The organism is Nocardioides nanhaiensis, assembly GCF_039542785.1.
Lineage (GTDB): Bacteria > Actinomycetota > Actinomycetes > Propionibacteriales > Nocardioidaceae > Nocardioides > Nocardioides nanhaiensis.
In genome coordinates this window covers 134,373-157,094 of sequence record NZ_BAABIM010000002.1, presented here as the reverse complement: position 1 = coordinate 157,094, position 22,722 = coordinate 134,373, and the positions used below count along the sequence as shown (strand labels likewise).

The following is a 22,722-nucleotide window of genomic DNA, read 5'->3' as shown; positions in this document are numbered from 1 at the left end:
GCCGGTCGGTCTCCGCCCGTCTCCGGGCGCGTCCTCCACGGGGTGGTGCTGGTCATCGTGGCCTCCTGGGTGTCGTTCCCAGCGTGGCACGACGGGTCGGCGAGGGGTGGACAGGCCGGCGGGGCCCTGCCTACGGGACGACGACGATCTTGCCCACGTGCTCGCGCCGCTCCAGCTGCCGCTGAGCCTCGACGACCTCGGCAAGCGGGTACCTCGCGGCGACGACGGGCGCCACGGCGCCCTGACGCGCGACCCCGACCAGCAGGTCGAAGATGCGTGGGGTGTGCATCGTCGACCCCACGAGCGAGATGTCGGCCAGGTACAGGCGGCGGACGTCGAGCCGCACCTCCCAGCCTCCCAGCGCGCCCGCCACCACCCAGCGTCCGCCGGGTCGCATCAGGCCCACCCCCGCCTCCAACACCTCACCGGCGATGACGTCGACCGCCGCGTCGTAGCCCTCGGGCGCGAGCCGCGCCAGGTCGGCCGCGACCTGACCCCGGCTGCGGTCCACCACCTCGTCCGCGCCGGCGGCGCGGACGGCGTCGGCCTTGTCGCCCGAGCAGACCGCCACGACGCGGGCCCCGCGTGCGCTGGCCAGCTGCACCGCAGCGAGCCCGACACCGCCCGAGGCGCCGGTGACCACCACGGTGTGGCCCTCCCGCACGCCGCCACGCTCCAGCATCCCCAGCGCGGTGCCGTACGCGATCGGCAGCGCGGCCAGCTGCTCGTCGTCGAGCGGGGAGTCGCCGACGTCGTGCACCCGTGCGGCCGGCGCGACCACGTACTCGGCGAAGCCGCCGTCACGCTCGCTGCCCAGCACGTCCGTGGGCAGCGCGTCGGGTCCGTCGTCGCCGTACAGCGCCGGGTCCACCAGGACCCGGGTGCCGACCAGCGCTGCACCCTGCCGGGAGCCCGCTGCGACCACGGTCCCGGCCACGTCGCCACCCTGGATGCGCGGGAAGTCCAGCGGCCCCAGCCACCCGGCCTTCGCGTCCGGTCCGGTGCCTGAGCCGTAGGAGCCCTCGCGGGTCCAGATGTCGGTGTTGTTGCAGCCGGCCGCCGCCACCCGCACCAGCACCTCGCCGGGGCCGGGCGTCGGGACAGGCACCTCGTGCACCGCGATGGCGTCCAACCCGCCGTGGTGGGTCGTGACGGCGGCCAGCATGGTGTCCGGCAGCGCATCGGTGAGGTCACGGTCGGGCGATTGCTGGGAGGGCATGGCTCCCAGCATGGCAGCGCCGCCGTGCTCGTCGCCGTCGCCGTCGTGGGCGCGGGTCTCGGGACCTCTCAACCCGGGATCGCGTCGATCGCCAGCGAGAGCTGCGGCTGGTCGGTCGGGAACGAGGCGACCTTGCGCAGAGCGCCGCTCTCGACGTCCCAGGTGACCAGCCACGTGGTCTCGGGCGAGCCGGCCGGTCGAACCTCGGCCAGCACCGTGTCGGGGTCGGTGAAACCGAGGGGCGTCAGGTTGGCGCTGTCGGAGTAGTAGGAGCCGCGGGTCGGCACGGGTAGGAAGCCGCGCACGCTGAGGTCGGCGAGGCCGAGGACGAGCAGGCCGTCGGTGTCGGTGGCGTCGCCCTCGCCGTAGGTGGCGCCGTTGGCGCGCACGGTGGCCAGCGAGGCTGCGTCGGAGGCCGGACGCTGGGTGCTCTCCAGGGCGCTGGTGTCGCCGACCGCCTCCACCTGACCCTCGCGCCACAGCTCCAGGGTGTTCGGCCGGGCGTCGGAGTAGCGGTCGGCGAGCACCGCGTCGCCGGCGGGCACGACCTCGTCGATGCGGTCGAAGGGCAGGCGCACTGCCTCGCCGGAGGACGCGTCGATCTCCCAGAACCGGTTCCACTCGCCCAGCAGCAGCCGGTCGGCCCCGACGAAGTCGAGGTCGACGTAGAAGTCCTCGGCGCCCGAGAAGCCGCGGGGCAGCGGCAGCGAGGTCCAGCCGTCGGGCGAGGAGACCGCCAGGACGCTGCCGCCCACGACGGCGGTACGCGACCCGTCGGGGGCGATGGCCACCGTGGGGTCCGTGCCGACGCCTGCGGGTAGGTCGGCGCCGGTGTACCAGCCCGAGGGGCCCAGGAGGTGGAGTGTGCCGTCGACCGCGGTGGCCGCCCGAGCCGCCCCGCGCTCGGCGGGCCCCTGGCCGATGGTGAGGTCGCGGGGCAGGCCCAGCGCCCCGTCCCACGGCAGCTGCTCGACGTCGTCGGGGTCCCAGGGCTGCTGGACGTCCTCGGGCTGGAGCGGGGCGGCGTCGACGGGCTCGGCTCCGGGGGAGGTCGGGTCCGCGGACGGTGCGATCGTGGGCCCGACACCGGCGGGTGGGGAGTCGGTCAGGAGGGCCCCACCGAGCGGCGTCACCAGCACAGCAGCCACGGCGGCCGCGGCGACGGCGCCGGTGGCGAGGCCTCGGCGTCGCCGTCGACGACGTCGGGCTCCCGCGAGGGCGGCGCCGGCCAGGTCCGGGCGCTCGACCCATGCGGTGGCGTCGTCGAGCAGGGCGGAGAGGCCGGCGGGGCCGGTCGGGTCGGGGTGGTCGTTCACGTGTTCCTCCCCATCAGGTCGAGCAGCTCGGGTGCGCCGGTGCGCAGTCGGGCCAGTGCGGCCGCGTTGGTGCTCTTCACGGTGCCGAGGCTGACCCCCAGCACCTGCGCGGTCTCGCGCTCGGTCAGGTCGTCGAAGTGGCGCAGCACGAGCACCGCGCGCTGGGCGGCGGTGAGCCGGGCCAGGGCCCGGGTGACGACGAGCGCCGCCTCGGGGTCCTCCGCGGTGGCCGCGCCACGGTCCGGGACGGCGTCGGAGGGGACCTCGCGGCGGGTGCGGCGCCACCAGCTCACGTTGTCGCGCACGATGATCCGGCGCGCGTACGCCGTCGGGTTGCCGCCGCGCAGCCGCGTCCAGCGCAGCGCCACCTTGGTGAGCGCCTCCTGCACGAGGTCCTGGGCCCGGTGCAGGTCGCCGGTCAGCAGGTAGGTCGAGCGCAGCAGGGTGCGCTCGCAGCCGCTCGCCCACGCCGTGAACTCCGCGTCGTCCATGCCGTCCCCACCTCCTCGCCCCTGTGGCCCTGCACCCGCACAACGGCGCGAGGTGGTCGGAAGGTTGGCACGACTTCCGCGCCCTCCGGCGCTCGACAGGCACGGCGGCGTCGCGCAGGATCGAGGTGACCCGACCACGAGGGAGCAGCCATGCGCGTCACCGAGATCATCGCCGACCTGCACGTGAGCGACATCGAGACGGCGAGGGACTTCTACACCGACTACCTCGGGTTGTCCGCCGAGGAGTTCAACCTCGGCTGGGTGGCGCGGTTCACCGATCCGCGCAGCGGAGTCAACCTGCAGCTGGTCACGCGCGACGCCACCGCCGTCACCGACCCGGTGGTGTCGGTCAGGGTCGACGACGTCGACGCGGCCTACGCCGACGCCGTCGCGCGGGGCTACGAGATCGTGCACCCGCTGACCACGGAGGAGTGGGGCGTGACGCGCTTCTTCGTGCGGGCCCCCGACGGCAACGTGCTCAACGTCGTGCAGCACCGCACCTGAGGGGGCCCACGTGGTGACGGGAGGGCGTGCGGTGTGCGGGGTTTCGACACGCTCGGCGCCGGGGCGCCTCACGGCTCAACCAGCGGTAGCGAGAGGGTTGTCGAGCTCGCCGGCGTACATCATCTGGTCGCCGTCCCCGGAGAGGTCGAGCATCTGGCGGGTGTCGCGCAGCTGGAGGCGGTTCACGCAGCTGTGCTTGAAGGTGGGGCGGGAGAAGTCGTACCGCTTGTGCTCCAGCGCCAGATCCGGGTGCTCGTCGGCGTGCTGGCGCACGCAGCGCCTCACCTCGGCCCAGAGCTCCGACGCCGGCAGCACGCCCTCGTCGTCGAGGATGCCGGCCAGGTGGCGCAGCACGCCCACCATCACGTCGGTCTGCAGCGGCAGGGCGCGCTCGTCGTCGTCCACCTCCGCGCGGGTGCGCTCCACCGCGGGCGGGAGGGGCCGGTCGTGCAGGAAGGCGACCTCCTCGCCGATGTCCTTCATCAGCGCTCGCACCGGCACGTGGTCGCGCAGCACCAGCACGAGGTTCTCCCCGTGCGGCATGAACGCCAGGTCGTGGGCCACCAGGCAGTGCACGATCGGGCGCACGTAGGCGTGCAGGTAGCTGCGCAGCCACGCCTGGGCGGTGAGCCTGGACGCCGTCACCATCGCGGCCGCCAGCGAGCGGCCCTCGGCGTCGCGGTGCAGCAGCGAGGCCATGGTGGCCAGACGCTCGCCGCGGCCCAGCCGCGGCAGCGGGCTCTCGCGCCACAGCGCCGCGAGCATCTTCTGGTGCGGGGTCGAGCGGTCGTCAGTGCGCGGGTTGGCGTGGTACGCGTCGCCGGTGTACCCGACGGCGGCGCGCTCGCGCAGCACCGAGAACCCGCACGCCTGCAGCGTCGGGTCGCTCGCGACGAGCGCTGCCACGTGGTCGTTGATGGCGGGGGTGTCGACCATGAACCCGGGGGAGAGACCGCGCACGAAGCCCATGTTCTGCACGGCGAGCGCCGTCTTCACGTAGTGCCGGTCAGGGCGCGAGCGGTTGAAGAACGTGCGGATCGACTGCTGCGGCTGGTAGGAGTCCGGGCCCTCGCCCAGGTGCACGAGGTCGCGCCGTGCCAGGTCGGGGGCGAACGTGACGGCGGCCTTGTTCTCCCACTGCCACGGGTGCACCGGCAGCAGCAGGTAGTCGGCCGGGTCCAGGCCCAGCGTGGTCAACCGCTCGTCGAACCCGGCGCGCACCTCGGGGTCGAGCTCGCCCGCCAGCAGCGCCTCCTCGGTGAGGCCGTCACCCAGGCTCAGGTGTGCCGAGGCTCGCCGGGCGGCCAGCCACACCAGCCGCACCGTGCTGCCGGTCTCCGGCGCGTAGGCGGCGTGGTCGCGGACACCGAGGCCGATCCGTCCGTTGTTGGCGAGGAAGGAGGGATGGCCCTCGGTCATCGCGGCCTCGAGCTCCTGGTAGTCCGCGTCTACCAGGTCGGTCGCCGTCGCCCGGTGGTGGTGGCGCTTCCAGGCGAATCCGGCGAGCGTGCCCGCGAGCTCCTCCAGGTAGGTGTGCAGCAGCTCGGTCGGCAGCCCGAGCACCTCGGCGTGCTCGGCGACGAACGCCTGCACGTCCAGCGGGGCCGGCTCGCCGTTGCGCGTGCGCATCACGCTGGCGGGCTCGATCACCCAGTGCTCGAGTGGCAGCACGCGCGCGCGGAAGTCGTAGCGGGTGCGTCCGTCCGGGGCGGTGACCCGCCAACGACCGTCGCCGAGCCGCTGGGGCTCCAGCAGCCGCTCGTGGCTCAGCTCCGCCAGCGCCTTGGTGAGCAGGTGCCGCTGACCGGCCTCCAGGTGGTCGGGCCGGAGGTGTGCCACCTCGCCCGTGGCGTGCTGCCACGCGGCGCGGGTGAGCACCGAGAGCATCGCGGTCTTGCCCGGCAGCGGCACCTCGCGCACCTCGCGGAATCCGTGCTCGGTGTTGAGACGCCGGATGGCGAGGTTGGCGGCGTCCGGCTCGACGACGACGCGCCGCACCGCCGGGTCGCGGAAGCAGTGCTCCAGGACGGCGGCGAACACCTGCCGCGTGAAGCCGCGGACCGGCTCGTCGGTCGGGGCGACCAGCACGTGCATGCCGAGATCGCCGGGCTCGAGGTCGGGCAGCGCCGTCAGGCCGGCGAGCTCGGAGCGCGCGGGGTCGTAGGTCTCGGCGAGGAAGGCGGGCTCGCCCCGGTGGCGTCCCAGCCATGCGTGGTGGTGGGGGTGCTTGGCGATCCGCGTGTACTCCGCGGCGACCTCGGCGGGCGAGGCCTCCTGCATCATCCAGAAGCGCGCCTTGGGGTGCGTCACCCAGCGGTGCAGCAGCCCGGCGTCGCGCTCGACGTCGAGGGGCTCCAGGGTCAGGTCCGGGCTGTGCGGGCTCGAGTGCGTCATGCGCTGGCCTCCCGCAGGTGTTCGGGCACGCCGAAGCTCTGCACGGCCACCTGCTTCTCGATCGGGTACACCTCGCGGCCGGTGAGTGCCGCGATGATGTGGGAGTTGCGGTAGGCGCCCATGCCGAGGTCGGGTGCCACGAAGCCGTGCGTGTGCTCCTCGGCGTTCTGCACGAAGACCTCCTCGCCGGCCAGGTCGACGGCATAGGAGCAGGTGGCGCGGTAGCGACCCTGCTCGTCGAGACGCAGCCGGTCGCGCACCGGCTCGAGGAAGGCCGGCACGCCCGCGGCGTAGCCGGTGGCCAGCACCAGACCCTCGGTGCGCAGCGCGAAGGGCTCGTCGGTCTCGTCGTGGTGCAGGGCCAGGTGGTGGGTGCGGCCGTCCCAGGACGCCGAGCGCACGCTGGTGTTGGTGAGCAGCGTGGTGCGCGGCCCCTCGCCGGCCACCCGCAGCTGGTAGTGCAGGTCACTGATGGCGTCCACCAGGTCGCCGCTGATCCCCTTGTAGAGAGAGCGTTGCTCTCGCAAGAGGTTCTCGCGGGTCGTGGCGGGAAGCCGCTGGAAGTAGTCGGTGTACTCCGGTGAGGTCAGCTCCAGGGTCAGCTTGGTGTACTCCATGGAGAAGAAGCGCGGGCTCCGGGTCAGCCACGTGAGGTCGTAGTCGTGGTCGGGGCTCTCGGCCAGCAGCTGGTGGTAGATCTCCGCGGCGCTCTGGCCGCTGCCCACCACGGTGACCGAGCCCAGCGCCTGCAGCTCGGCCTTGCGGTGCAGGTAGTCCGCCGAGTGCAGCGCGACGCCGCCCGCCTCCAGCACACCCTCGACGCCGGCCGGCACCCGCGGCCGGGTGCCGACGCCGAGCGCGATCCGCCGGGCGCGGTAGGTCTCGCCGGAGCGGGTGTGCACCGTGTACAGCTCGCCGTCGTGCTCCACCCGCTCGACGGCGCAGCCGAACCGCACGGTGCCGAGCCGGTGCGCGGCCCACCGGCAGTAGTCGTCGTACTCGCGCCGCAGCGGGTAGAAGGACTCCCGCACGTAGAACGGGTAGAGCCGCCCGACCTCCTTGAGGTAGCTGAGGAAGGACCACCGCGAGGTGGGGTCGGCCATCGTCACCAGGTCGGCCAGGAAGGGCACCTGCAGGGTGGCGTCGTCGAGCAGCAGGCCGGGGTGCCAGGCCAGGTCGTCGCGCGCCTCCAGGAACACGGCGTCCACCTCGGGCAACGGGTCCAGCAGGCACGCCAGGCCCAGGTTGAACGGCCCGACGCCGATGCCCACCAGGTCGTGCACGTGGGCGCTCACGCCGCCTCCCGCGCGGTCAGTCGCTCACCGAGTGCCACCAGGTGGTCGACGGCGGCGAGCACCTGGTCGGCGGTGGTGGCGGGGTTGAGCAGGGTCAGCTTGAGCCAGCGCTCGCCGTCGACCGTGGTGGCGGCGACCATGGTGCGGCCCGAGGCGTAGGCCTCGGCGCGGATCCGGTCCGTCAGCGCGCTGGCGCGGGCGGGGGAGAGGCCGGCTGGCCGGTAGCGCAGCACGATCGTGCTCAGCTGCGGCTCCGCGGCCAGCTCGACGTGGGGGTGCCGCTCCAGGGCGGTGGCCACCTCGGTCGCCAGGTCGACGACGTCGTCGACCATGTGGCCCACGGCGTCGGGACCGAGGCTGCGCAGGGTCAGCCACAGCTTGAGCGCGTCGAAGCGGCGGGTGGTCTGCAGGCTCTTGTCGACCTGTTCGGCCAGCTCCGGCTCGCCGGCCTCCTCGGGCGCGGGGTTGAGGTAGTCGGCGTGCCAGGTGACGTGGCGCAGGTGGCGTCGCTCGCGCACGAGCAGGGCGCTGGAGGAGACGGGCTGGAACCAGGTCTTGTGGTAGTCGACGGTGAGGGAGTCGGCGTGCTCGACGCCGGCCAGCAGGTGGCGTCTGGTGGGGGAGACGAGCAGCCCGCCGCCGTAGGCGGCGTCCACGTGCAGCCACGCGCCGTGCTCGCGGCACAGCCGCGCGACCTCGGGCAGCGGGTCGATCGCGCCGAAGTCGGTGGTGCCGGCCGTCGCGACGACCGCCATCGGCACCAGCCCCAGCGTCGAGCAGGCCTCGAGCCGGGTGGCGAGGGCGGCGGGATCCATCCGGCGCCGGGCGTCGGTGGGTACGGCGACGACGGCGTCCTCGCCCAGTCCCAGTAGACGCGCGGCCTTCTGCACGCTGAAGTGCGCCTGCTCTGAGGCCAGCACCCGCAGCCGGTGCACGGGGGTGCCCGCGGCGCGCGCCTGCTCGCGGGCGAGCAGCAGCCCCTGCAGGTTGCTCTGGGTGCCGCCGCTGGTGAAGACGCCGTCGGCGTGCGGGCCGAGCCCGGCGCGCTGCGCCGTCCAGGCGATCAGGGCGCGCTCGATGGCGGCCGCGCCGACGCCCTGGTCGAAGGTGTCGAGGCTGGAGTTCACAGCGCTCACGAACACCTCGGCCGCCAGCGCCGGCACGAGCACCGGGCAGTTGAGGTGAGCGAGGTAGCCGGGGTCGTCGAACCAGACCGTGTCGCGCAGGTAGACGCGGTCCAGCTCGGCCAGGGCCTCCCGGGCGTCGTCGAGCGGGCGGTCGAGGTCGAGTGCCGCGACCCGCGCCTCGGCCGTGGCGCGCGGCAGGCCGGTGGCGGGGCCGGTGCGCTCGCGCAGCACTCCCACCAGGTGGTCGACGGCGTCGCGCATCGCGGCGGCGTACGCCTCGGCTGCGCCGGGGCCGAAGAGCTGCTCCTGCGGCGTGGAGCCGGACGGCGGTGGCGGGGAGGCGGGGGAGGGTGAGGCGGTGGGGAGCACGGTCGCGTCCTTCCGAGAAGAGAACGGCTCGGTGGTTGATTAGGTGAGCCTTACCTTAGCGATCGGCAGGCGTCGGTCCGCAAGGGCGGCCGTCGAGACCACGGTCACACTGCGTGGCGCGCGCGCCGCCGGGTACCGCAGAGGACGACGGTCCGCGCACGAGCACGGCCGCGAGACTCCCGGGAGGCACAGATGAGCGCGAGCTCCGACCACGGCGACGCACGCACGCTGGTGGACCTGATCGACGGCATGCCCATCGCGATGATGACGACCTCCGACGCCGAGGGCCGCCTGCGCGCGGTGCCGATGGCCCGCCAGGAGGTGGCGCCCGACGCCGACCTGTGGTTCATCACCGGTCGCGACACCCAGCACGTGGTCGACATCCGGGCCCGCCCCCAGGTGGGGCTCACCTTCAGCTCGAGCGACTCGTGGGTCTCGCTGCGCGGCACCGCCCGCGTGGTGGACGACGAGGCGAAGCTGGCCGAGCTCTGGAACACCTTCGCCGAGGCGTGGCTGCCCGGCGGCCCCGAGAACCCCGAGGCGGTGCTGATCCACGTGGACGCCGAGCACGGCGAGTACTGGGACACCCCCGGCGGCAAGGTGGCCTCGCTGATCAGCCTGGTCAAGACCAAGGTCACCGGCGAGACCTACGACAGCAACACCGGCAGCGTCGACCTCTGACCCAGCCGGCTTCGACAGATCAGGAGAGAGTGATGGCAGGCGAGAAGAAGGACGACCCCGGCCCCAGCGTCAAGGACCCCGAGCTCTACGAGAAGCTGCGCGACGAGGGCAACAGCAAGGAGAAGTCGGCGCGCATCGCCAACGCCGCGGCAGCCTCCTCGCGTTCCGAGGTGGGGCAGAAGGGCGGCAGCTCGCCGGCCTACGAGGACTGGACGGTCGAGGAGCTGCGCGGGCGCGCGGCCGAGCTCGAGGTCGAGGGCCGCTCCTCGATGACGAAGGACGAGCTGATCGAGGCGCTCCGAGAGCACTGATCGCGCAGGCCGCCGACCTGTCGGGAGCGGCGTCCGTCGATGACGGTCGTCACTCCCGGCCGGTCGTTGCGTGGACGAGCCCCGCGTCCCACGCCGTCGCGGGGTTGGATGTCCCGCATGGCTGCCCCTGAGTTCGACCCCGTCGACGCCGACCGGCGCGAGCCCGACCCGGCGACCTTCGCGGGCGGCGTCGTCAGCGACGAGCACCACGCCGCCCTGCGCGCCTCGGTGCGCCAGCTGGCGGCCCTGCTCGGCGAGGCGCTGCGCCGTCACGAGGGCGAGGAGCTGCTCGCCCTCGTCGAGCGGGTGCGCGGCCTGGCTCGCCAGCCCGAGGACTCGCAGCTGCGCGCCACCCTCGACGACGTCGACCCCGCCACCGCGGTGGTGCTGGCGCGGGCGTTCACCGGCTACTTCCAGCTGGTCAACGCCACCGAGCAGGTGCACCGCAGCCGCGAGCTGACCGCTTCCGGCACCAGCCCGCTGGAGGAGGCCGTGGGGCGGATCGGCCAGGCGCTGGAGGGCGGCACGCTCGAGCGGGACCTGCTGCAGGAGGTGCTGGGCCGGCTGGAGTACCGGCCGGTCTTGACCGCCCACCCCACCGAGTCGAGCCGTCGGTCGGTGCTGCGGCTGCTGGCCGGGGTGGCGGGCGTCGTCGACCGGCTCGACGACCCACGCCGCACCGCCGCCGCGCGCACCCGCGACGAGCGGCGGCTCGCCGAGCTGGTGGACCTGCTCTGGCAGACCGACGAGCTGCGGGTGGTCAAGCCCGAGCCGCTCGACGAGGCGCGCACCGCCGTCTACTACCTGCGCTCGCTGGCCGGCGAGGTGCTGCCCGACCTGCTGGCCGACCTGGACGCGCACCTGGACTCGATCGGCGTCGAGCTGCCGGCCGACGCGCGCCCCCTGCGCTTCGGCGCCTGGGCCGGCGGCGACCGCGACGGCAACCCCAACGTGACACCGCAGGTGACCCTCGACGTGCTCCGGCTGCAGCACCAGTCGGGGCTCGCCGAGCTGGTGGCGCTGGTGGAGCAGGCGCTCACCGAGATGACGGCGACCACCCGGGTCGTGGGCGTGAGCGAGGACCTGCTGGTCAGCCTCGAGCGCGACGCAGCGGCGCTGCCGGTGACCCACGAGAGCATCCGGCGCCTCAACGCCGAGGAGCCCTACCGGCTCAAGCTGAGCTACGTGCGAGTGAGGCTGTTGCGGACCCGTGATCGGCTCGCACGCGGCACCGCCCACGAGCCGGGGCGCGACTACGCCGGCTTCGAGGAGCTGATGGCCGACCTGGTGCTCGTGCGCGACTCGATGCTGGCTGCCGGCGACCGGTTGACCGGCGACGGCACCATCCGCCGTCTGATCCGCACCGCGGCGGCGCTGCGCGAGGGGCTGGCCACGCTCGACCTCCGCGAGCACTCCGCCAAGCACCACGCGGCGCTGGCCGAGCTCTACGACCGCGTCGGCGAGCCCGCCACGCCGTACGCAGAGCTCGACCGGGAGCAGCGCATCGAGCTGCTGGCCGCCGAGCTGGACGCGCGCCGTCCGCTGCTGGGTGCCGGCGCCGACCCCGGGAGCGTGGACGGTCTGGGCGAGGCCGCCACCGCCTCGCTGGAGCTGATGGCGGCTCTGCGCACGGCCCAGGAGACCTACGGGCCCGAGGTGGTGGAGACCTACATCGTCTCGATGACCCACGACATCGACGACCTGCTCGCCGTCGCGGTGCTGGCGCGCGAGGCGGGACTGGTCGACCTCGGGTCCCCCGAGCGACCGGCCACCGCGCGGCTCGGGTTCGCGCCGCTGTTCGAGACCGTCGCCGAGCTGGAGGCCGCCGGTCCGCTTCTCGAGCGGTTGCTCGCGGTACCCGCCTACCGGCGGCTCGTGGCCGCCCGTGGTGAGGTGCAGGAGATCATGCTCGGCTACTCCGACTCCTCCAAGGACGCCGGCATCGCCGCCTCCCAGTGGCAGATCCACCGCGCGCAGCGGGCGCTGCGCGACGTGGCGGCCGCGCACGGCGTCACGCTGCGGCTCTTCCACGGCCGCGGCGGGTCGGTCGGTCGCGGCGGCGGCCCCACGGCCGAGGCGATCATGGCGCAGCCCAACGGCAGCCTGGACGGGCCGATCAAGATCACCGAGCAGGGCGAGGTGATCTCGGACAAGTACGCGCTGCCCGCGCTGGCCCGCCACAACCTGGAGTCCGCGCTCGCCGCGGTGCTGGAGGCCTCGGTGCTGCACCGCAGCGCGCTGCTGCCGCCGGCGGTGCTCGAGGGCTGGAACGACACGATGGACCAGGTGGCCGCGGCCGGCCAGGAGGCCTACCGGGCGCTGGTGCGCGACCCCGGCCTGGTGCGGTTCTTCGTGGCCGCCACCCCGGTGGACGAGCTGGGCCGGATGAACATCGGCTCGCGGCCCGCCAAGCGCCCGGGTGGCGACGGCGGGCTCGAGGACCTGCGCGCCATCCCGTGGGTCTTCGGGTGGACCCAGTCGCGGATGATCCTGCCCGGCTGGTTCGGCGTCGGCTCCGGCCTGGCCGCCGCACGCCAGGCCGGCCGCACCGAGCAGCTGCGCGAGATGTACGGCTCGTGGCCGTTCTTCCGCACCTTCCTCTCCAACGTGCAGATGACCCTCGCCAAGGCCGACCTCGAGATCGCCGCCGGCTACGTGGCGGCGCTGGTGCCGGCCGAGCAGCAGCACCTCTTCGAGCAGGTGCGCGCCGAGCACGCGCGCACCGTGGAGGAGGTGCTCGCCGTGACCGGGCAGGAGCAGCTGCTGGAGGGTTCGCCGCTGCTGCGCCGCACCCTCGCGCTGCGCGACTCCTACCTGGCGCCGCTGCACGCCCTGCAGGTCTCGCTGCTGCGCCGCACCCGCGAGCTGCCCGAGGGCGAGGAGCCCGACGCCGACCTGCAGCGTGCGCTGCTGCTGACGGTCAACGGGATCGCCGCGGGGCTGCGCAACACCGGCTGACCTCGACCGGCTGACCTCGACGGGCCCCGCCCACCCGTAGGGGGGAGTGGCCCGCGGGAGGGCACGGGTACCGGAGCGCGTCCGACGCGCGCCCCGAGAGGAACCCGTGACCCCACGCCCCGTCCTGCTGAGCCCCCACCACGACGCAGAGCCGTGGGAGACCGGGCAGCAGGTGGCCGAGCAGGCGACGCGGCTGGACCCCACGGCCGCCGGCATCAGCGCAGCCGTGGCCTGGGCGCCGCGGCTGGCGGCGCTGGCTCCGCTCCCTGGGGCCGGCTCCACGTGGTTGCGCTGGGAGCTGCTGGCCACGGTCGGCGCGGCCGACCTCACCGTGGCCCGGGCCGTCGAGCCGCACCTCGACGCCGTCGCGATCCTGGTCGAGGCCGGTCTGCCGGCACCCGAGGGCGCCACGCTCGGCGTCTACGCCGCCGAGGGCTCGGGGATGCGGGTGCAGGCCGAGCGACGCCCCGACGGCGGCTGGGTGCTGCGCGGCGCCAAGCCCTGGTGCTCGCTGGCCGGTGCGCTGAGCCACGCCCTGGTCACCGCCTGGGTCGACGACGAGCGCCGCGGGCTGTTCTGCGTGGACCTGGGCGCCCCGGGCGTGCGCCCCGCACCCGGCACCTGGGCTCCCACGGGGCTCCAGGCGGTGCCCAGCACCGGGATCGAGCTCGACGACGCGCCGGCGACCCCGGTGGGCGGACCGCAGTGGTATCTCGAGCGCCCCGGCTTCGCCTGGGGTGGCCTGGGCGTGGCCGCCGTCTGGTTCGGCGGGGCGGTGGGCGTGGCTCGTCGGCTGCTGGAGCAGGCGCACCGGCGCGAGCCCGACCAGCTGGCGCTGATGCACCTCGGCGCGGTGGACACCGCCCTGCACGCCGCCCGGACGGCACTCGCGGAGGCGGCGGACGCCGTCGACGTGGGGGAGTCGCACCCCGGGCTGCTCGCGGCTCGGGTGCGATCGGTGGTGGCGGGCGCCGTCGAGCAGGTGCTGGCCAGCGCTGCGCACGCGCTCGGCCCCGCGCCGCTGACCCAGGAGCCCGCGCACGCGCGACGGGTGGCCGACCTGGCGCTCTACGTGCGCCAGCACCACGCCGAACGCGACCACGTGGCGACCGGGCGGATGCTGGTCGAGGCGGGCAGTGCGCCGTGGTGACCTTCCAGCACGACGTCTCCGGCACCGCCGAGTCGGTGTGGAGCAGTGCTCTCGCAGAGCGGGACCTGCCGGCGCTTGACCTGCAGGCCCTGCCGGGGTCGGCTGGCTCGCGACCGCTGCGCAGGCTGGTGGTGGTGGCCGCGCACCCCGACGACGAGACGCTCGGCGCCGCCGGCCTGGTGGCGCACGCGCACGCCGCCGGCCTGGAGGTGCAGGTCGTGGTGGCCACCAGGGGCGAGGCCTCTCACCCGCACTCACCCACGCACACGCCCCAGATGCTGGCGCAGCGACGTCTGGCCGAGGTGGCTTCCGCCGTCGCCGTGGTGGCGCCGGGCCAGCACCTCGACGTGCTGTGCCTGCCCGACGGGCGGCTCGCCGAGCACGAGGCGGCGCTGACGGCGCGCGTCGTCGCGCTGGTGGGCGACGGTCGCGACTGCCTGGTGGTGGGGCCCTGGCGCGGCGACGGCCACCCCGACCACGAGGCCGCCGGCCGGTGCGCCGCCGCCGCGGCCGCGCGCACCGACGCGCGGCTGCTGGAGTACCCGGTGTGGTTCTGGCACTGGGGCACCGCCGACGACGCCCCGTGGGGGAGCGCGCTGCGACTCGAGCTGGGCCCGGAGGGGCGCGAGCTCAAGGAGCGGGCGGTGCAGGCGCACCACAGCCAGGTGGCGCCGCTCTCGGGCCGCCCCGGTGACGAGGTGCTGCTCGGTGACGATGTCCTGGCCCATCACCGCCGCGACTGCGAGGTGTTCTGGCAGCTCGAAGCCGAGGACACGGCTCTGGAACGGCTCCATGTCGATGAGGTCGACCCCTGGGGCGTCGACGAGCGCTGGTACGAGCAGCGCAAGCGCGAGCTGGTGCTGAGCTGCCTGCCGCGGCAGCGCTTCCGGCGCGCCGTCGAGGTGGGGTGTTCCACCGGCGCCCTGGCCGCGGCGCTGGCCGAGCGGTGCGACGACCTGCTGGCCCTCGACCAGAGCACGACCGCGGTGGGCCGTGCCCGGCAGCGGCTGGCCGACGCCGGCCTGGACCACGCCCGGGCCGAGCGGGCCTCGCTGCCCGAGGAGTGGCCGGTGGTGGCGGGCTGCGACCTGGTGGTGATCAGCGAGGTGGGCTACTTCCTCGGCGCCGCGCGGCTCGAGCAGCTGCTGGCCCGCGTGGCGACCTCGCTCGACGCCGACGGCGTGGTGGTGCTCTGCCACTGGCGCCACGAGGTGGAGGGGTGGCCCCTCGACGGTCCCTCGGTGCACCGGGCGGCGCGCAGCTCACGGCTGCTGCCGCCGGTGGCCGCCACCTACGCCGACCGCGACGTCGAGCTGCTCGTGCTGTGCGGAGCGGACCAGCTGCCCGACCCGCGGCCGGAGCCCCACGATGGATGAGCCCGCCCTGACGGCGGGCGGGATCCGTCGGGTCGGCGTCGTCGTCCCGGCGCACGACGAGGAGGCGCTGATCGGCGGCTGCCTGGCCGCCGTCGAGCGGAGTGCCTCCCTGGCGCGCGGCGCGCGCCCCGGGCTGGAGGTGCTCGTCGTCGTCGTGCTCGACCGCTGCACCGACGGCACCGCCGCGGCAGCCGTGGGCGCCGGCGTGTGCGTCGTCACCTCGGCGGGTGCCGGCGTGGGTGCCGCGCGGCGCACCGGTCACGAGGTGCTGGCGCGCTGGCAGCCACTGCACCCCGCGGCCCGGGTGTGGGCTGCCAGCACCGACGCCGACACCGAGGTGCCGTCCGGGTGGCTGCTGCAGCAGCTCGAGGCAGCCGACGACGGCGCGCGGCTGGTGCTGGGCACGGTGCGCCCGCGCGCCGTCGACCTGGAGGTGGCGGTGCTCAAAGCCTGGGAAGCGCGCCATCCCGCCGCCGGGCCTGCCGACGACGTCGTGCACGTGCACGGCGCCAACCTCGGCGTGCGCCTGGACGCCTACCTGGCCGCCGGCGGCTACCCCGCGGTCACCGAGCACGAGGACCGCTTGCTGGTGGAAGCCCTGCGTGCGCAGGGCGTGCTGCCCGTGGCGGGCACCCGCGCCGTCACCTCCGGACGGCGTCAGGGCCGGGTCGCGGGCGGGTTCTCCGGCTACCTGCGCGCGCTCGCGGCCACGCTCTGACTCAGGGACCGGGGACACCCTCGGGGTCGAGCCAGGGCCGATCCCGATGGTCCGCGGCGCCGTCGCGCAGCAGGCTGGTGTCACCTCGCCGGAGAATCCGGCGACCCACCCCAGGAAGGGACACCACCCATGGACGACATCCGCTCCGCCTTCGCCCGCCAGGGCCTCAGCCGCCCCCGCGACACCCGGGTCGTGGCCGGTGTCTGCTCCGGCCTGGGCCGCAAGCTCGGCCTCACCCCGTGGATCTCGCGGCTGCTGTTCGTGCTGCTGCTGATGGTCGTGCCGGGCAGCCAGCTGCTCATCTACCCGGTGCTGTGGATCCTGATGCCCACCGACGAGCGCCAGGTCGCCAGCGGCCCCGTGAGCACCTACGAGGCCCCCCGCCAGCCCGAGACCCCGAGCTACACCACCTACCCCTACGCGGGCTGACTGCTGCTGGGCAGCGCCTGCTCCCAGGGAGCCCCAGGACGCACGAAGGCCCTCGCGGACGGTGTCCAGCGAGGGCCTCTGCGGTGATGAGTGGTGGTACGGCATCAGGGACTCGAACCCCGAACCCGCTGATTAAGAGTCAGCTGCTCTGCCAATTGAGCTAATGCCGCATGCGGTGAACGCGAGAAGAACGTTACCAGCGAGGGCGAGGCCGGCGAAATCGCGATGGAGTGGTGGTGGGGGTCGGCGTCGCCCGGGGGTGGCGGTGCCTGGGTGCCCATGCGCGCGCGGGCAACGGGCACTCGCCCACCCTCGTCCCCGGGCAGCGGTGCGACAGTTCCCGCTCGCACCGGGGAAACGGTCACTGGGGCACCGCCACCCCCCGGTGACCCTCAGAACATCTCCAGCACGGCCTGGGCGGCGTTGTGGCCACCGAGCCCGGAGACGGCACCGCCGCGGCGCGCACCGGAGCCGCACAGCAGGACGGCGGGGCGGTCGGTGTGCACGCCCCAGCGCTGGCCGGGGGTCTCCAGGCGGGCGCGGTGCGGGGCCCAGGGCCACTCCAGGTCGCCGTGGAAGATGTGGCCGCCGGGCATGGCCAGGTCGCGCTCCACGTCTTGCGGCACCTTGGCCTCCAGGCACGGGTTGCCGTCGCCGTCGCGCGCCACGCAGTCCATCAGCGGCTCGTCGAGGTGCTGCTGCAGCGAGGCAAGCGCGCGGTCCACGGCCAGCTGCTTGGCCGCGGGGTCGACGCCGCCGGCGCCGTCGTCGAAGAGCGAGGCGGGGGTGTGCAGGCCGAAGTAGGTGAGGGTGTGCGTGCCCTCGGGCACCTCGCCGAGGATCGAGGGGTCGGTGAGGGAGTGGCAGTAGACCTCGCCCGGCATCGCGGCGGGCACCCGGCCGGCGGCGGCGTCGGCGTGCGCGGCCTCGAGCTCGGTGTAGTCCTCGCCCAGGTGCAGGGTGCCCGCGAAGGCCACGGCGGGGTCGACGCCGGAGCGCAGCCGCGGCAGCCGCGAGAGCAGCAGGTTGATCTTGAGCTGGGCGCCCTCGGGCTTGCTGGCGGCGTCCTCGCCGTCGCCCAGCAGGATGCGGAGCACCCACGGCGCCACGCCGGAGAGCGCCACCCGCGCGCGCAGCGTGTGCCGGCCGCCGGCGTCGTCGGTCCAGTCGACCTCGACGCCGGAGCCGAGGTCGCCCTCGTCGCGCCCGGCGCGGATGGCGCTGACGCCGGCGCCGGTCACCACCTGCGCACCTGCCTGCACGGCAGCGCGGTGCAGAGCGTCGGTGACCGCGCCCATGCCGCCCACGGGCACCCGCCACTCACCGGTGCCGTTGCCCACGAGGTGGTAGAGGAAGCAGCGGTTCTGGATGAGCGAGGGGTCGTGCAGCGAGGCGAAGGTGCCGATCAGCCCGTCGGTGGCGACGACGCCGCGCACGGTGTCGTCGGCGAAGCGCCGCTCGACCGCCTCACCCAGCGGGCGGGTGACGACGTCGGTCCACACCTGCGGACCGGCGATCGCCGCCACCTGGGCGGCCAGGGCGCGGTCGGTGGGCAGCGGCTGGGTGAGCGTCGGCTCGACGACGCGCGCCAGCTCGGCCACCTCGGCGTAGAACGTGCGCCACGCCTCGTGCTCGGCGTCGGTGCCGGTGAGCTCGCGGAAGGAGCGGCGGGTGGCCTCGCCCTCGTCGTGCTCGACCAGCAGGCCGCCCGGCCGCTCGCCGCGCAGGGTCGGGGTGAAGGAGGCGGTGCCGCGGGAGACGAGCGCGACGTCGAGGTCGAGGTCGCGCACCACGCTCTGCGGCAGCAGCGAGACCAGGTAGGAGTAGCGCGACAGCCGGGTGGGCAGCCCCGGGAAGGCCTGCGCGGAGACCGCCGCGCCGCCGGTGTGGCCCAGGCGCTCGAGGAGGGTGACCGACAGCCCGGCACGAGCCAGGTAGGCGGCGGCGGTGAGGCCGTTGTGGCCCCCGCCGACGATCACGACGTCGGTGTCCATGCCGTGGTCCATGCCGGGCAACCTACACACGTGCCCGACGCGCATGTGACGCCCGTGTTGCGGGTGGCCCGGTTGCCCCGCGCCGCGGGCCGGCGTGCGGTAGAACAGTGCCCCGAGGCGGTGGAGGGAACCGTCGCGGCCGCGGGAGGTGCAGGTGACGACGGACCTCGGGCACGTCGCCGAGAGGCTTCCCATCGTCCGCTCCGCGGCCTGGGTGCGCGGTGCCCTGCTGGTGGGAGCGCTCCTGGGGGGACTGGCCGCCGTCAACGCCAGCCCCGACGGCGGCGACGTCATCGGGATGTGGCCGGTGGGCCTGACGACGGCCGCGCTGGTGCTCGCCCCGCGCCGGCAGCGGTGGCCGCTGGCGGGGGTGGTGCTGGTCATCGGCGTGCTCACGGTGGCCACCGGGCGACCGCCCGGGGTGGCGGCCGGCTACGGCCTCGGTCTGGCGTTGAGCAGCGTGCTGGTGGCGGGCTGGTACGCGCCCGAGGGCACCGTCCGACCTCGCCTGCGCACCGACGGCGACCTCGCGCGCCTGCTCTGGGCCTGTGCCGGCGGCGCCACGGTGATGGCGGCCGCGGGGCTGACCACCTCGCTGGTCACGGGCGTCGGGGACCCCGTGCGGATCGCGATCCCGCTCTACTTCACCCACCTGGCCTCCACCCTGACCCTGCTGCCGCTCGTCTCGGTGCTTCCCGCCCAGGCCGCGACCGCCGACCAGGGCGAGCGGGTGGCGCAGTGGGCGGCCCTGCTGGCGCTCGGCGTCGCCCTGTTCACCCTCGGTGCGGTCCCGGTGGCAGTGGTGATCATCATCCCGGCGCTCGCCTGGGGCGCCCTGCGCGTCACGCCGCTGGAGGCGGTGGCCCAGCTGCTCTTCGTGCTGCTGATCGCGCTGCTGGCCACCTCGGCCGACCTAGGACCGCTCGCCGACGTGCCGCAGCGCTACGACCTCTTCGCCGACGCGCGGCCCGCGCTGCTGGGGCTCTTCTGCGTCACGTGCGCGCTCATCGTCATCCCGCTCACGCTGCGCGTGGGCCAGCAGATCGCCGAGGCCGGTGCCGCGGCCGGGGAGCGCGACGTCATCCAGCGCATCGTCGACGGCTCGCACGGCGTCGCGATCATCGTGGCCGACGCCGAGGGCCGGATCACCCTGTTCAACCCCGGGGCCGAGCGGATGCTCGGCTACACCGCCTCCCAGGTGCTCGGGCGCCACTCCTCGATGCTGCACCCGCCGGGCGACGGCGAGGGCCAGCGCGACTTCGAGCGACTGCGCACCGTGCTCGCCGAGCCGCGGGTGGGCGCGACGCCGGTGCGCTTCCGCCACGCCGACGGCTCGGTGCGCGTGCACATGCTCACCCTCAGCGAGATGCACGACGCCCGCGGCGCCGTCACCGGCTACGTGAGCACCTCCGAGGACGTCACCGAGCAGCGCGAGGCGCAGCGCGCGCTCGAGGAGTCGCTGCGCACCGAGCGCGAGGCGGTGGAGCGGCTGCGCGAGGTCGACGAGGTCAAGGACGCGCTGGTCTCGAGCGTCAGCCACGAGCTGCGCACCCCGATCACCTCCATGGTGGGCTTCGTGGAGCTGCTGCAGGACGGCACCTTCGGCGAGCCCACCGACGGCCAGCGCTACGCCCTGGACCGCGTGCACGCCAACAGCGCCCGCCTGTTGCGGCTCATCGACGACCTGCTCGTGCTCTCGCGGCTCCAGGCCGAGCAGGTCGACGAGCCGGGGGTGCTGCTGGACCTGCGTGAGGTGGCACGCGCCGGGGCCGCGGTGGTCGAGGCCTCGACGGCCGAGCGCGACCTGGAGGTGGAGCTCGACCTGCCCGAGCAGCCCCTGCCGGTGGTCGGCGACCGCGACGGCCTCGAGCGGGTGGTGGTCAACCTGCTGGGTAACGCGGTCAAGTTCACCCCCGACGGCGGCCGGGTGCGGGTCTCGCTGCGCGAGGTCGAGGGTGACCAGGTCGACCAGCTGGTCGAGCTCGACGTCGCCGACACCGGTATCGGCATCCCGGCCGCGGAGCACGAGCTGGTGTTCACCCGCTTCTACCGCGCCAGCAGCGCCACCCGCGACGCCGTCCCGGGCACCGGCCTGGGCCTGGCGATCACCCGGGCGGTGGTCGAGGCCCACGGCGGCAGCATCGCCGTGGTGCCTCGTGCGGCGCAGGACCCGGTCGGCACCACGCTGCGGGTGCGCCTGCCACGGGCGTCGACGTGAGCACCCGGGCCCTCGCGGCCCTCCTCGGCGTCGCGTTCGCGGCCGGCACCGCGAACCTCGCCGTGAGTGCCGAGGGCCAGGTGGCGCTCGGGTTCTGGCCGATCGGCCTGGCCGTCGGCGCGGTCCTGGTGGCGGGACGGCGTCGCCGTCTGGTCGTCCTGGCCGTCGTCGCGCTCGCGGTGGCCGTCTCCGGCCTGGCGGGCAGTCGCCCGCTCGACGTCGCGCTGGGGTACGGCCTGGCGGTCACGATCGCCTGCTGGACGGCCGTGATGGTGCTGGAGCGGCCGCTGCGCGGCAGCGGCGCCACCGAGCGTGCGGATCGCCCGTCGCTGCGCACCGGTCCCGAGCTGGGGCGCTACCTGCGGGCCGTCGTCGCGGCTGCGGTGCTGCTCGGGGTGCTGGGGGCGCTGATCTCCGCCCGCACCGGGTACGGCACCGCTGCGGTGGTGGGCCAGAGCCTGTTCTTCAGCGCCCTGGCCTCGTTGCTCATCCTGGTCCCCTTCTTCTGCGAGCTGCCCGACCGGCCGCTGCTGGGCAGGTCGGCCGAGCGGCTGGCGCAGCGGCTGCTGCTGGTGGTGCTCACCGTGGCGGTGTTCACCGTGCCGCAGGTCCCGCTGGTCGTGGTGCTCGTGATCCCGGTGCTGGCCTGGGGTGCGCTGCGGGTGACGGCGCGCGAGGCGTTCGTGCAGCTGCTCGTGGTGGTCGGCCTCGGGATGGGGCTCTCCGCGCAGGGTGGCGGACCCGTGGGCTCGGTGGCGGGCTACTACGACCTCTACCCGGACGCCCGGGTGATCCTGCTCGGGATGTTCGGGGCCACGTGCGCGCTCGTCGTCGTGCTGCTGGTCATGCAGGTCGGCCAGCACGTCACCGACGAGCGGCGGATCGCTGCCGAGCGCGACGTGGTGCGGCGCATCGTCGACGGCGCGCGGGGCGTGGCGATCATCGGCGCCGACGAGCGGGGCCGGATCACCCTGTTCAACCCCGGGGCCGAGCGGCTCCTGGGGTACACCGCGGCCGAGGCCCTCGGACGCTCGACCCGTTTCCTGCACTCCGACGACGCTGTGCGGACGGCCTGTCGCGAGCAGGGCGTGGCCTACGACTTCGTCGCGCTGAGCCAGGCGCTCTCCCGCCCGGGCACGGGGCAGCACCGGATGGGCTTCCGGCGCAAGGACGGCTCCGAGCGCATCCACCTGATGACGCTGAGCCGCCTCAGCGACGAGCGCGGCCGGGTCACCGGCTACGTGAGCACCTCCGAGGACGTCACCGACCTGCTCGCCGCGCAGGAGCGGCTCGAGGAGTCGCTGCGCGCCGAGCGCCAGGCGGTCGAGCGGCTGCGCGAGGTCGACGAGGTCAAGGACGCGTTCGTCTCGAGCGTCAGCCACGAGCTGCGCACGCCGATCACCTCGATGGTGGGCTTCCTCGAGCTGCTCACCGACGGCTCCTACGGCACGATGACCTCGGCACAGCGCTACGCCATCGAGCGGGTCTTCGCCAACAGCAACCGGCTGCTGACCCTCATCGACGACCTGCTGACCCTCTCGCGGCTCCAGCACCCGGGGGCGGCGGCGCCGGGCGAAATCCTCGACCTGCGGGAGGCCGTGCGAGCGGCCGAGCAGGTGGTGGCGCCCGCCTGGGCACCGCCGCGTCGCCTGCAGGTGGGCGTGGACCTGCCGGTCGATCCGGTGCAGGTCCTGGGGCAGCGGGAGGCGCTGGAACGCGTCGTGGTCAACCTGCTGGGCAACGCGGTGAAGTTCACCCCCGACGGCGGCTCGGTGCAGGTGCGTCTGGTCGACGACGACGGCCGGGCCCGCCTGGAGGTGGCCGACAGCGGCATCGGCATCCCGCGCGAGGAGCGGCACCTGCTGTTCAGCCGCTTCTTCCGCTCCTCCGTGGCCGTGCGCGACGCCGTCCCCGGGACGGGACTGGGCCTGTCGATCTCGCGCGCCATCGTGGAGAAGCACGGGGGCGAGATCGGGTTCGAGGCCCGCGAGGGAACCGGCACGGTGTTCACCGTCTCGCTCCCGACGCACCCCCCGGTGCAGCTGCCGGTGCAGCTACCGGTGCAGGCCGTGCCGGCGCTCGGGGCGCCCCGGAACAATCGGGGGGACGCCGCGGTTGTGGCCCACGACCAGCAAAACGGACCAGAGTCCGGATAGACCGCCTGACCACCCC

General features: G+C 74.5%; 17 protein-coding genes and 1 tRNA gene. 10 read left to right on the top strand and 8 right to left on the bottom strand.

Going from position 1 to position 22,722, the window contains the following annotated elements; all coding sequences use genetic code 11:
* Positions 1 to 130: 130 nt before the first annotated feature.
* Genes ABD948_RS08910 through ABD948_RS08900 form a run of 3 tightly spaced genes read right to left on the bottom strand, consistent with a single transcriptional unit; the run spans position 131 to position 3,026 of the window.
* Positions 131 to 1,291, bottom strand: a complete 1,161-nt coding sequence (locus tag ABD948_RS08910; protein WP_345264869.1) for a zinc-binding dehydrogenase — start codon at positions 1,289 to 1,291, stop codon at positions 131 to 133.
* Complete coding sequence (locus ABD948_RS08905) at positions 1,288 to 2,535, bottom strand: hypothetical protein (RefSeq protein WP_345264867.1); 1,248 nt, start codon at positions 2,533 to 2,535, stop codon at positions 1,288 to 1,290. The genes ABD948_RS08910 and ABD948_RS08905 overlap by 4 nt, the downstream gene beginning before the upstream one ends.
* The gene (locus tag ABD948_RS08900) at positions 2,532 to 3,026 is read right to left on the bottom strand and encodes a SigE family RNA polymerase sigma factor (RefSeq protein WP_345264865.1); all 495 of its coding nucleotides are present in this window, start codon (positions 3,024 to 3,026) and stop codon (positions 2,532 to 2,534) included. The genes ABD948_RS08905 and ABD948_RS08900 overlap by 4 nt, the downstream gene beginning before the upstream one ends.
* Before the next feature lie 150 nt (positions 3,027 to 3,176).
* On the opposite strand from ABD948_RS08900, the gene ABD948_RS08895 reads away from it, so the two are divergent.
* Positions 3,177 to 3,530: a glyoxalase superfamily protein gene (locus tag ABD948_RS08895; protein WP_345264863.1), complete on the top strand. Its 354-nt coding sequence runs from the start codon at positions 3,177 to 3,179 to the stop codon at positions 3,528 to 3,530.
* A gap of 75 nt (positions 3,531 to 3,605) precedes the next feature.
* On the opposite strand, the gene ABD948_RS08890 is transcribed toward ABD948_RS08895, so the two are convergent.
* From ABD948_RS08890 to ABD948_RS08880, 3 genes are read right to left on the bottom strand one after another with little or no spacing between them, the layout of a single operon-like run.
* Positions 3,606 to 5,924: a GNAT family N-acetyltransferase gene (locus ABD948_RS08890; RefSeq protein WP_345264861.1), complete on the bottom strand. Its 2,319-nt coding sequence runs from the start codon at positions 5,922 to 5,924 to the stop codon at positions 3,606 to 3,608.
* Positions 5,921 to 7,219, bottom strand: a complete 1,299-nt coding sequence (locus ABD948_RS08885) for a lysine N(6)-hydroxylase/L-ornithine N(5)-oxygenase family protein (RefSeq protein WP_345264859.1) — start codon at positions 7,217 to 7,219, stop codon at positions 5,921 to 5,923. The genes ABD948_RS08890 and ABD948_RS08885 overlap by 4 nt, the downstream gene beginning before the upstream one ends.
* Positions 7,216 to 8,715 carry a pyridoxal phosphate-dependent decarboxylase family protein gene (locus tag ABD948_RS08880; RefSeq protein WP_345264857.1) on the bottom strand — a complete coding sequence of 500 codons (1,500 nt, stop codon included), beginning with the start codon at positions 8,713 to 8,715 and terminating at the stop codon, positions 7,216 to 7,218. The genes ABD948_RS08885 and ABD948_RS08880 overlap by 4 nt, the downstream gene beginning before the upstream one ends.
* A 192-nt stretch (positions 8,716 to 8,907) precedes the next feature.
* Here ABD948_RS08880 and ABD948_RS08875 point away from each other — a divergent pair, with 192 nt between their 5' ends.
* The 7 genes from ABD948_RS08875 to ABD948_RS08845 all read left to right on the top strand — a co-directional run bounded on the left by ABD948_RS08875 (position 8,908) and on the right by ABD948_RS08845 (position 16,338).
* Positions 8,908 to 9,396 (top strand): pyridoxamine 5'-phosphate oxidase family protein, encoded by a 489-nt coding sequence (locus ABD948_RS08875; RefSeq protein ID WP_345264855.1) that lies wholly within the window; start codon positions 8,908 to 8,910, stop codon positions 9,394 to 9,396.
* Between the two features lie 32 nt (positions 9,397 to 9,428).
* The gene (locus tag ABD948_RS08870; protein WP_345264853.1) at positions 9,429 to 9,707 is read left to right on the top strand and encodes a DUF7218 family protein; all 279 of its coding nucleotides are present in this window, start codon (positions 9,429 to 9,431) and stop codon (positions 9,705 to 9,707) included.
* Positions 9,708 to 9,824: 117 nt separating this feature from the next.
* On the top strand, positions 9,825 to 12,665 hold the full coding sequence (ppc, locus tag ABD948_RS08865; RefSeq protein ID WP_345264851.1) for a phosphoenolpyruvate carboxylase: 2,841 nt from the start codon (positions 9,825 to 9,827) through the stop codon (positions 12,663 to 12,665).
* 106 nt (positions 12,666 to 12,771) lie between these two features.
* Positions 12,772 to 13,815: an acyl-CoA dehydrogenase family protein gene (locus ABD948_RS08860; RefSeq protein ID WP_345264849.1), complete on the top strand. Its 1,044-nt coding sequence runs from the start codon at positions 12,772 to 12,774 to the stop codon at positions 13,813 to 13,815.
* Entirely contained in the window at positions 13,812 to 15,191 is a 1,380-nt protein-coding gene (locus ABD948_RS08855; RefSeq protein WP_345264847.1) for a PIG-L family deacetylase, read from the top strand. The genes ABD948_RS08860 and ABD948_RS08855 overlap by 4 nt, the downstream gene beginning before the upstream one ends.
* Positions 15,184 to 15,909 carry a glycosyltransferase family 2 protein gene (locus tag ABD948_RS08850; RefSeq protein WP_345264845.1) on the top strand — a complete coding sequence of 242 codons (726 nt, stop codon included), beginning with the start codon at positions 15,184 to 15,186 and terminating at the stop codon, positions 15,907 to 15,909. The genes ABD948_RS08855 and ABD948_RS08850 overlap by 8 nt, the downstream gene beginning before the upstream one ends.
* 129 nt (positions 15,910 to 16,038) lie before the next feature.
* On the top strand, positions 16,039 to 16,338 hold the full coding sequence (locus ABD948_RS08845) for a PspC domain-containing protein (RefSeq protein ID WP_345264843.1): 300 nt from the start codon (positions 16,039 to 16,041) through the stop codon (positions 16,336 to 16,338).
* Positions 16,339 to 16,432: 94 nt separating this feature from the next.
* On the opposite strand, the gene ABD948_RS08840 is transcribed toward ABD948_RS08845, so the two are convergent.
* Positions 16,433 to 16,508, bottom strand: a tRNA-Lys gene (locus ABD948_RS08840).
* Positions 16,509 to 16,730: 222 nt separating this feature from the next.
* Positions 16,731 to 18,344 carry a phytoene desaturase family protein gene (locus tag ABD948_RS08835; protein ID WP_345264841.1) on the bottom strand — a complete coding sequence of 538 codons (1,614 nt, stop codon included), beginning with the start codon at positions 18,342 to 18,344 and terminating at the stop codon, positions 16,731 to 16,733.
* A 142-nt stretch (positions 18,345 to 18,486) separates the two neighbouring features.
* Here ABD948_RS08835 and ABD948_RS08830 point away from each other — a divergent pair, with 142 nt between their 5' ends.
* Both ABD948_RS08830 and ABD948_RS08825 read left to right on the top strand, forming a co-directional pair.
* A complete protein-coding gene (locus ABD948_RS08830; protein ID WP_345264839.1) occupies positions 18,487 to 20,550 on the top strand; it encodes a sensor histidine kinase in 2,064 nt (687 codons plus the stop codon).
* On the top strand, positions 20,547 to 22,706 hold the full coding sequence (locus ABD948_RS08825; protein ID WP_345264837.1) for a sensor histidine kinase: 2,160 nt from the start codon (positions 20,547 to 20,549) through the stop codon (positions 22,704 to 22,706). The genes ABD948_RS08830 and ABD948_RS08825 overlap by 4 nt, the downstream gene beginning before the upstream one ends.
* Positions 22,707 to 22,722: the final 16 nt, after the last annotated feature.

What these genes read in the sequence shown, in the direction of transcription:
- ABD948_RS08900 (WP_345264865.1), bottom strand. Translation starts at nt 3,026, where the DNA reads ATGGACGACGCGGAGTTCACGGCGTGGGCGAGCGGCTGCGAGCGCACC.
- ABD948_RS08895 (WP_345264863.1), top strand. Translation starts at nt 3,177, where the DNA reads ATGCGCGTCACCGAGATCATCGCCGACCTGCACGTGAGCGACATCGAG.
- ABD948_RS08890 (WP_345264861.1), bottom strand. Translation starts at nt 5,924, where the DNA reads ATGACGCACTCGAGCCCGCACAGCCCGGACCTGACCCTGGAGCCCCTC.
- ABD948_RS08875 (WP_345264855.1), top strand. Translation starts at nt 8,908, where the DNA reads ATGAGCGCGAGCTCCGACCACGGCGACGCACGCACGCTGGTGGACCTG.
- ABD948_RS08870 (WP_345264853.1), top strand. Translation starts at nt 9,429, where the DNA reads ATGGCAGGCGAGAAGAAGGACGACCCCGGCCCCAGCGTCAAGGACCCC.
- ppc (WP_345264851.1), top strand. Translation starts at nt 9,825, where the DNA reads ATGGCTGCCCCTGAGTTCGACCCCGTCGACGCCGACCGGCGCGAGCCC.
- ABD948_RS08850 (WP_345264845.1), top strand. Translation starts at nt 15,184, where the DNA reads ATGGATGAGCCCGCCCTGACGGCGGGCGGGATCCGTCGGGTCGGCGTC.
- ABD948_RS08845 (WP_345264843.1), top strand. Translation starts at nt 16,039, where the DNA reads ATGGACGACATCCGCTCCGCCTTCGCCCGCCAGGGCCTCAGCCGCCCC.
- ABD948_RS08835 (WP_345264841.1), bottom strand. Translation starts at nt 18,344, where the DNA reads ATGGACCACGGCATGGACACCGACGTCGTGATCGTCGGCGGGGGCCAC.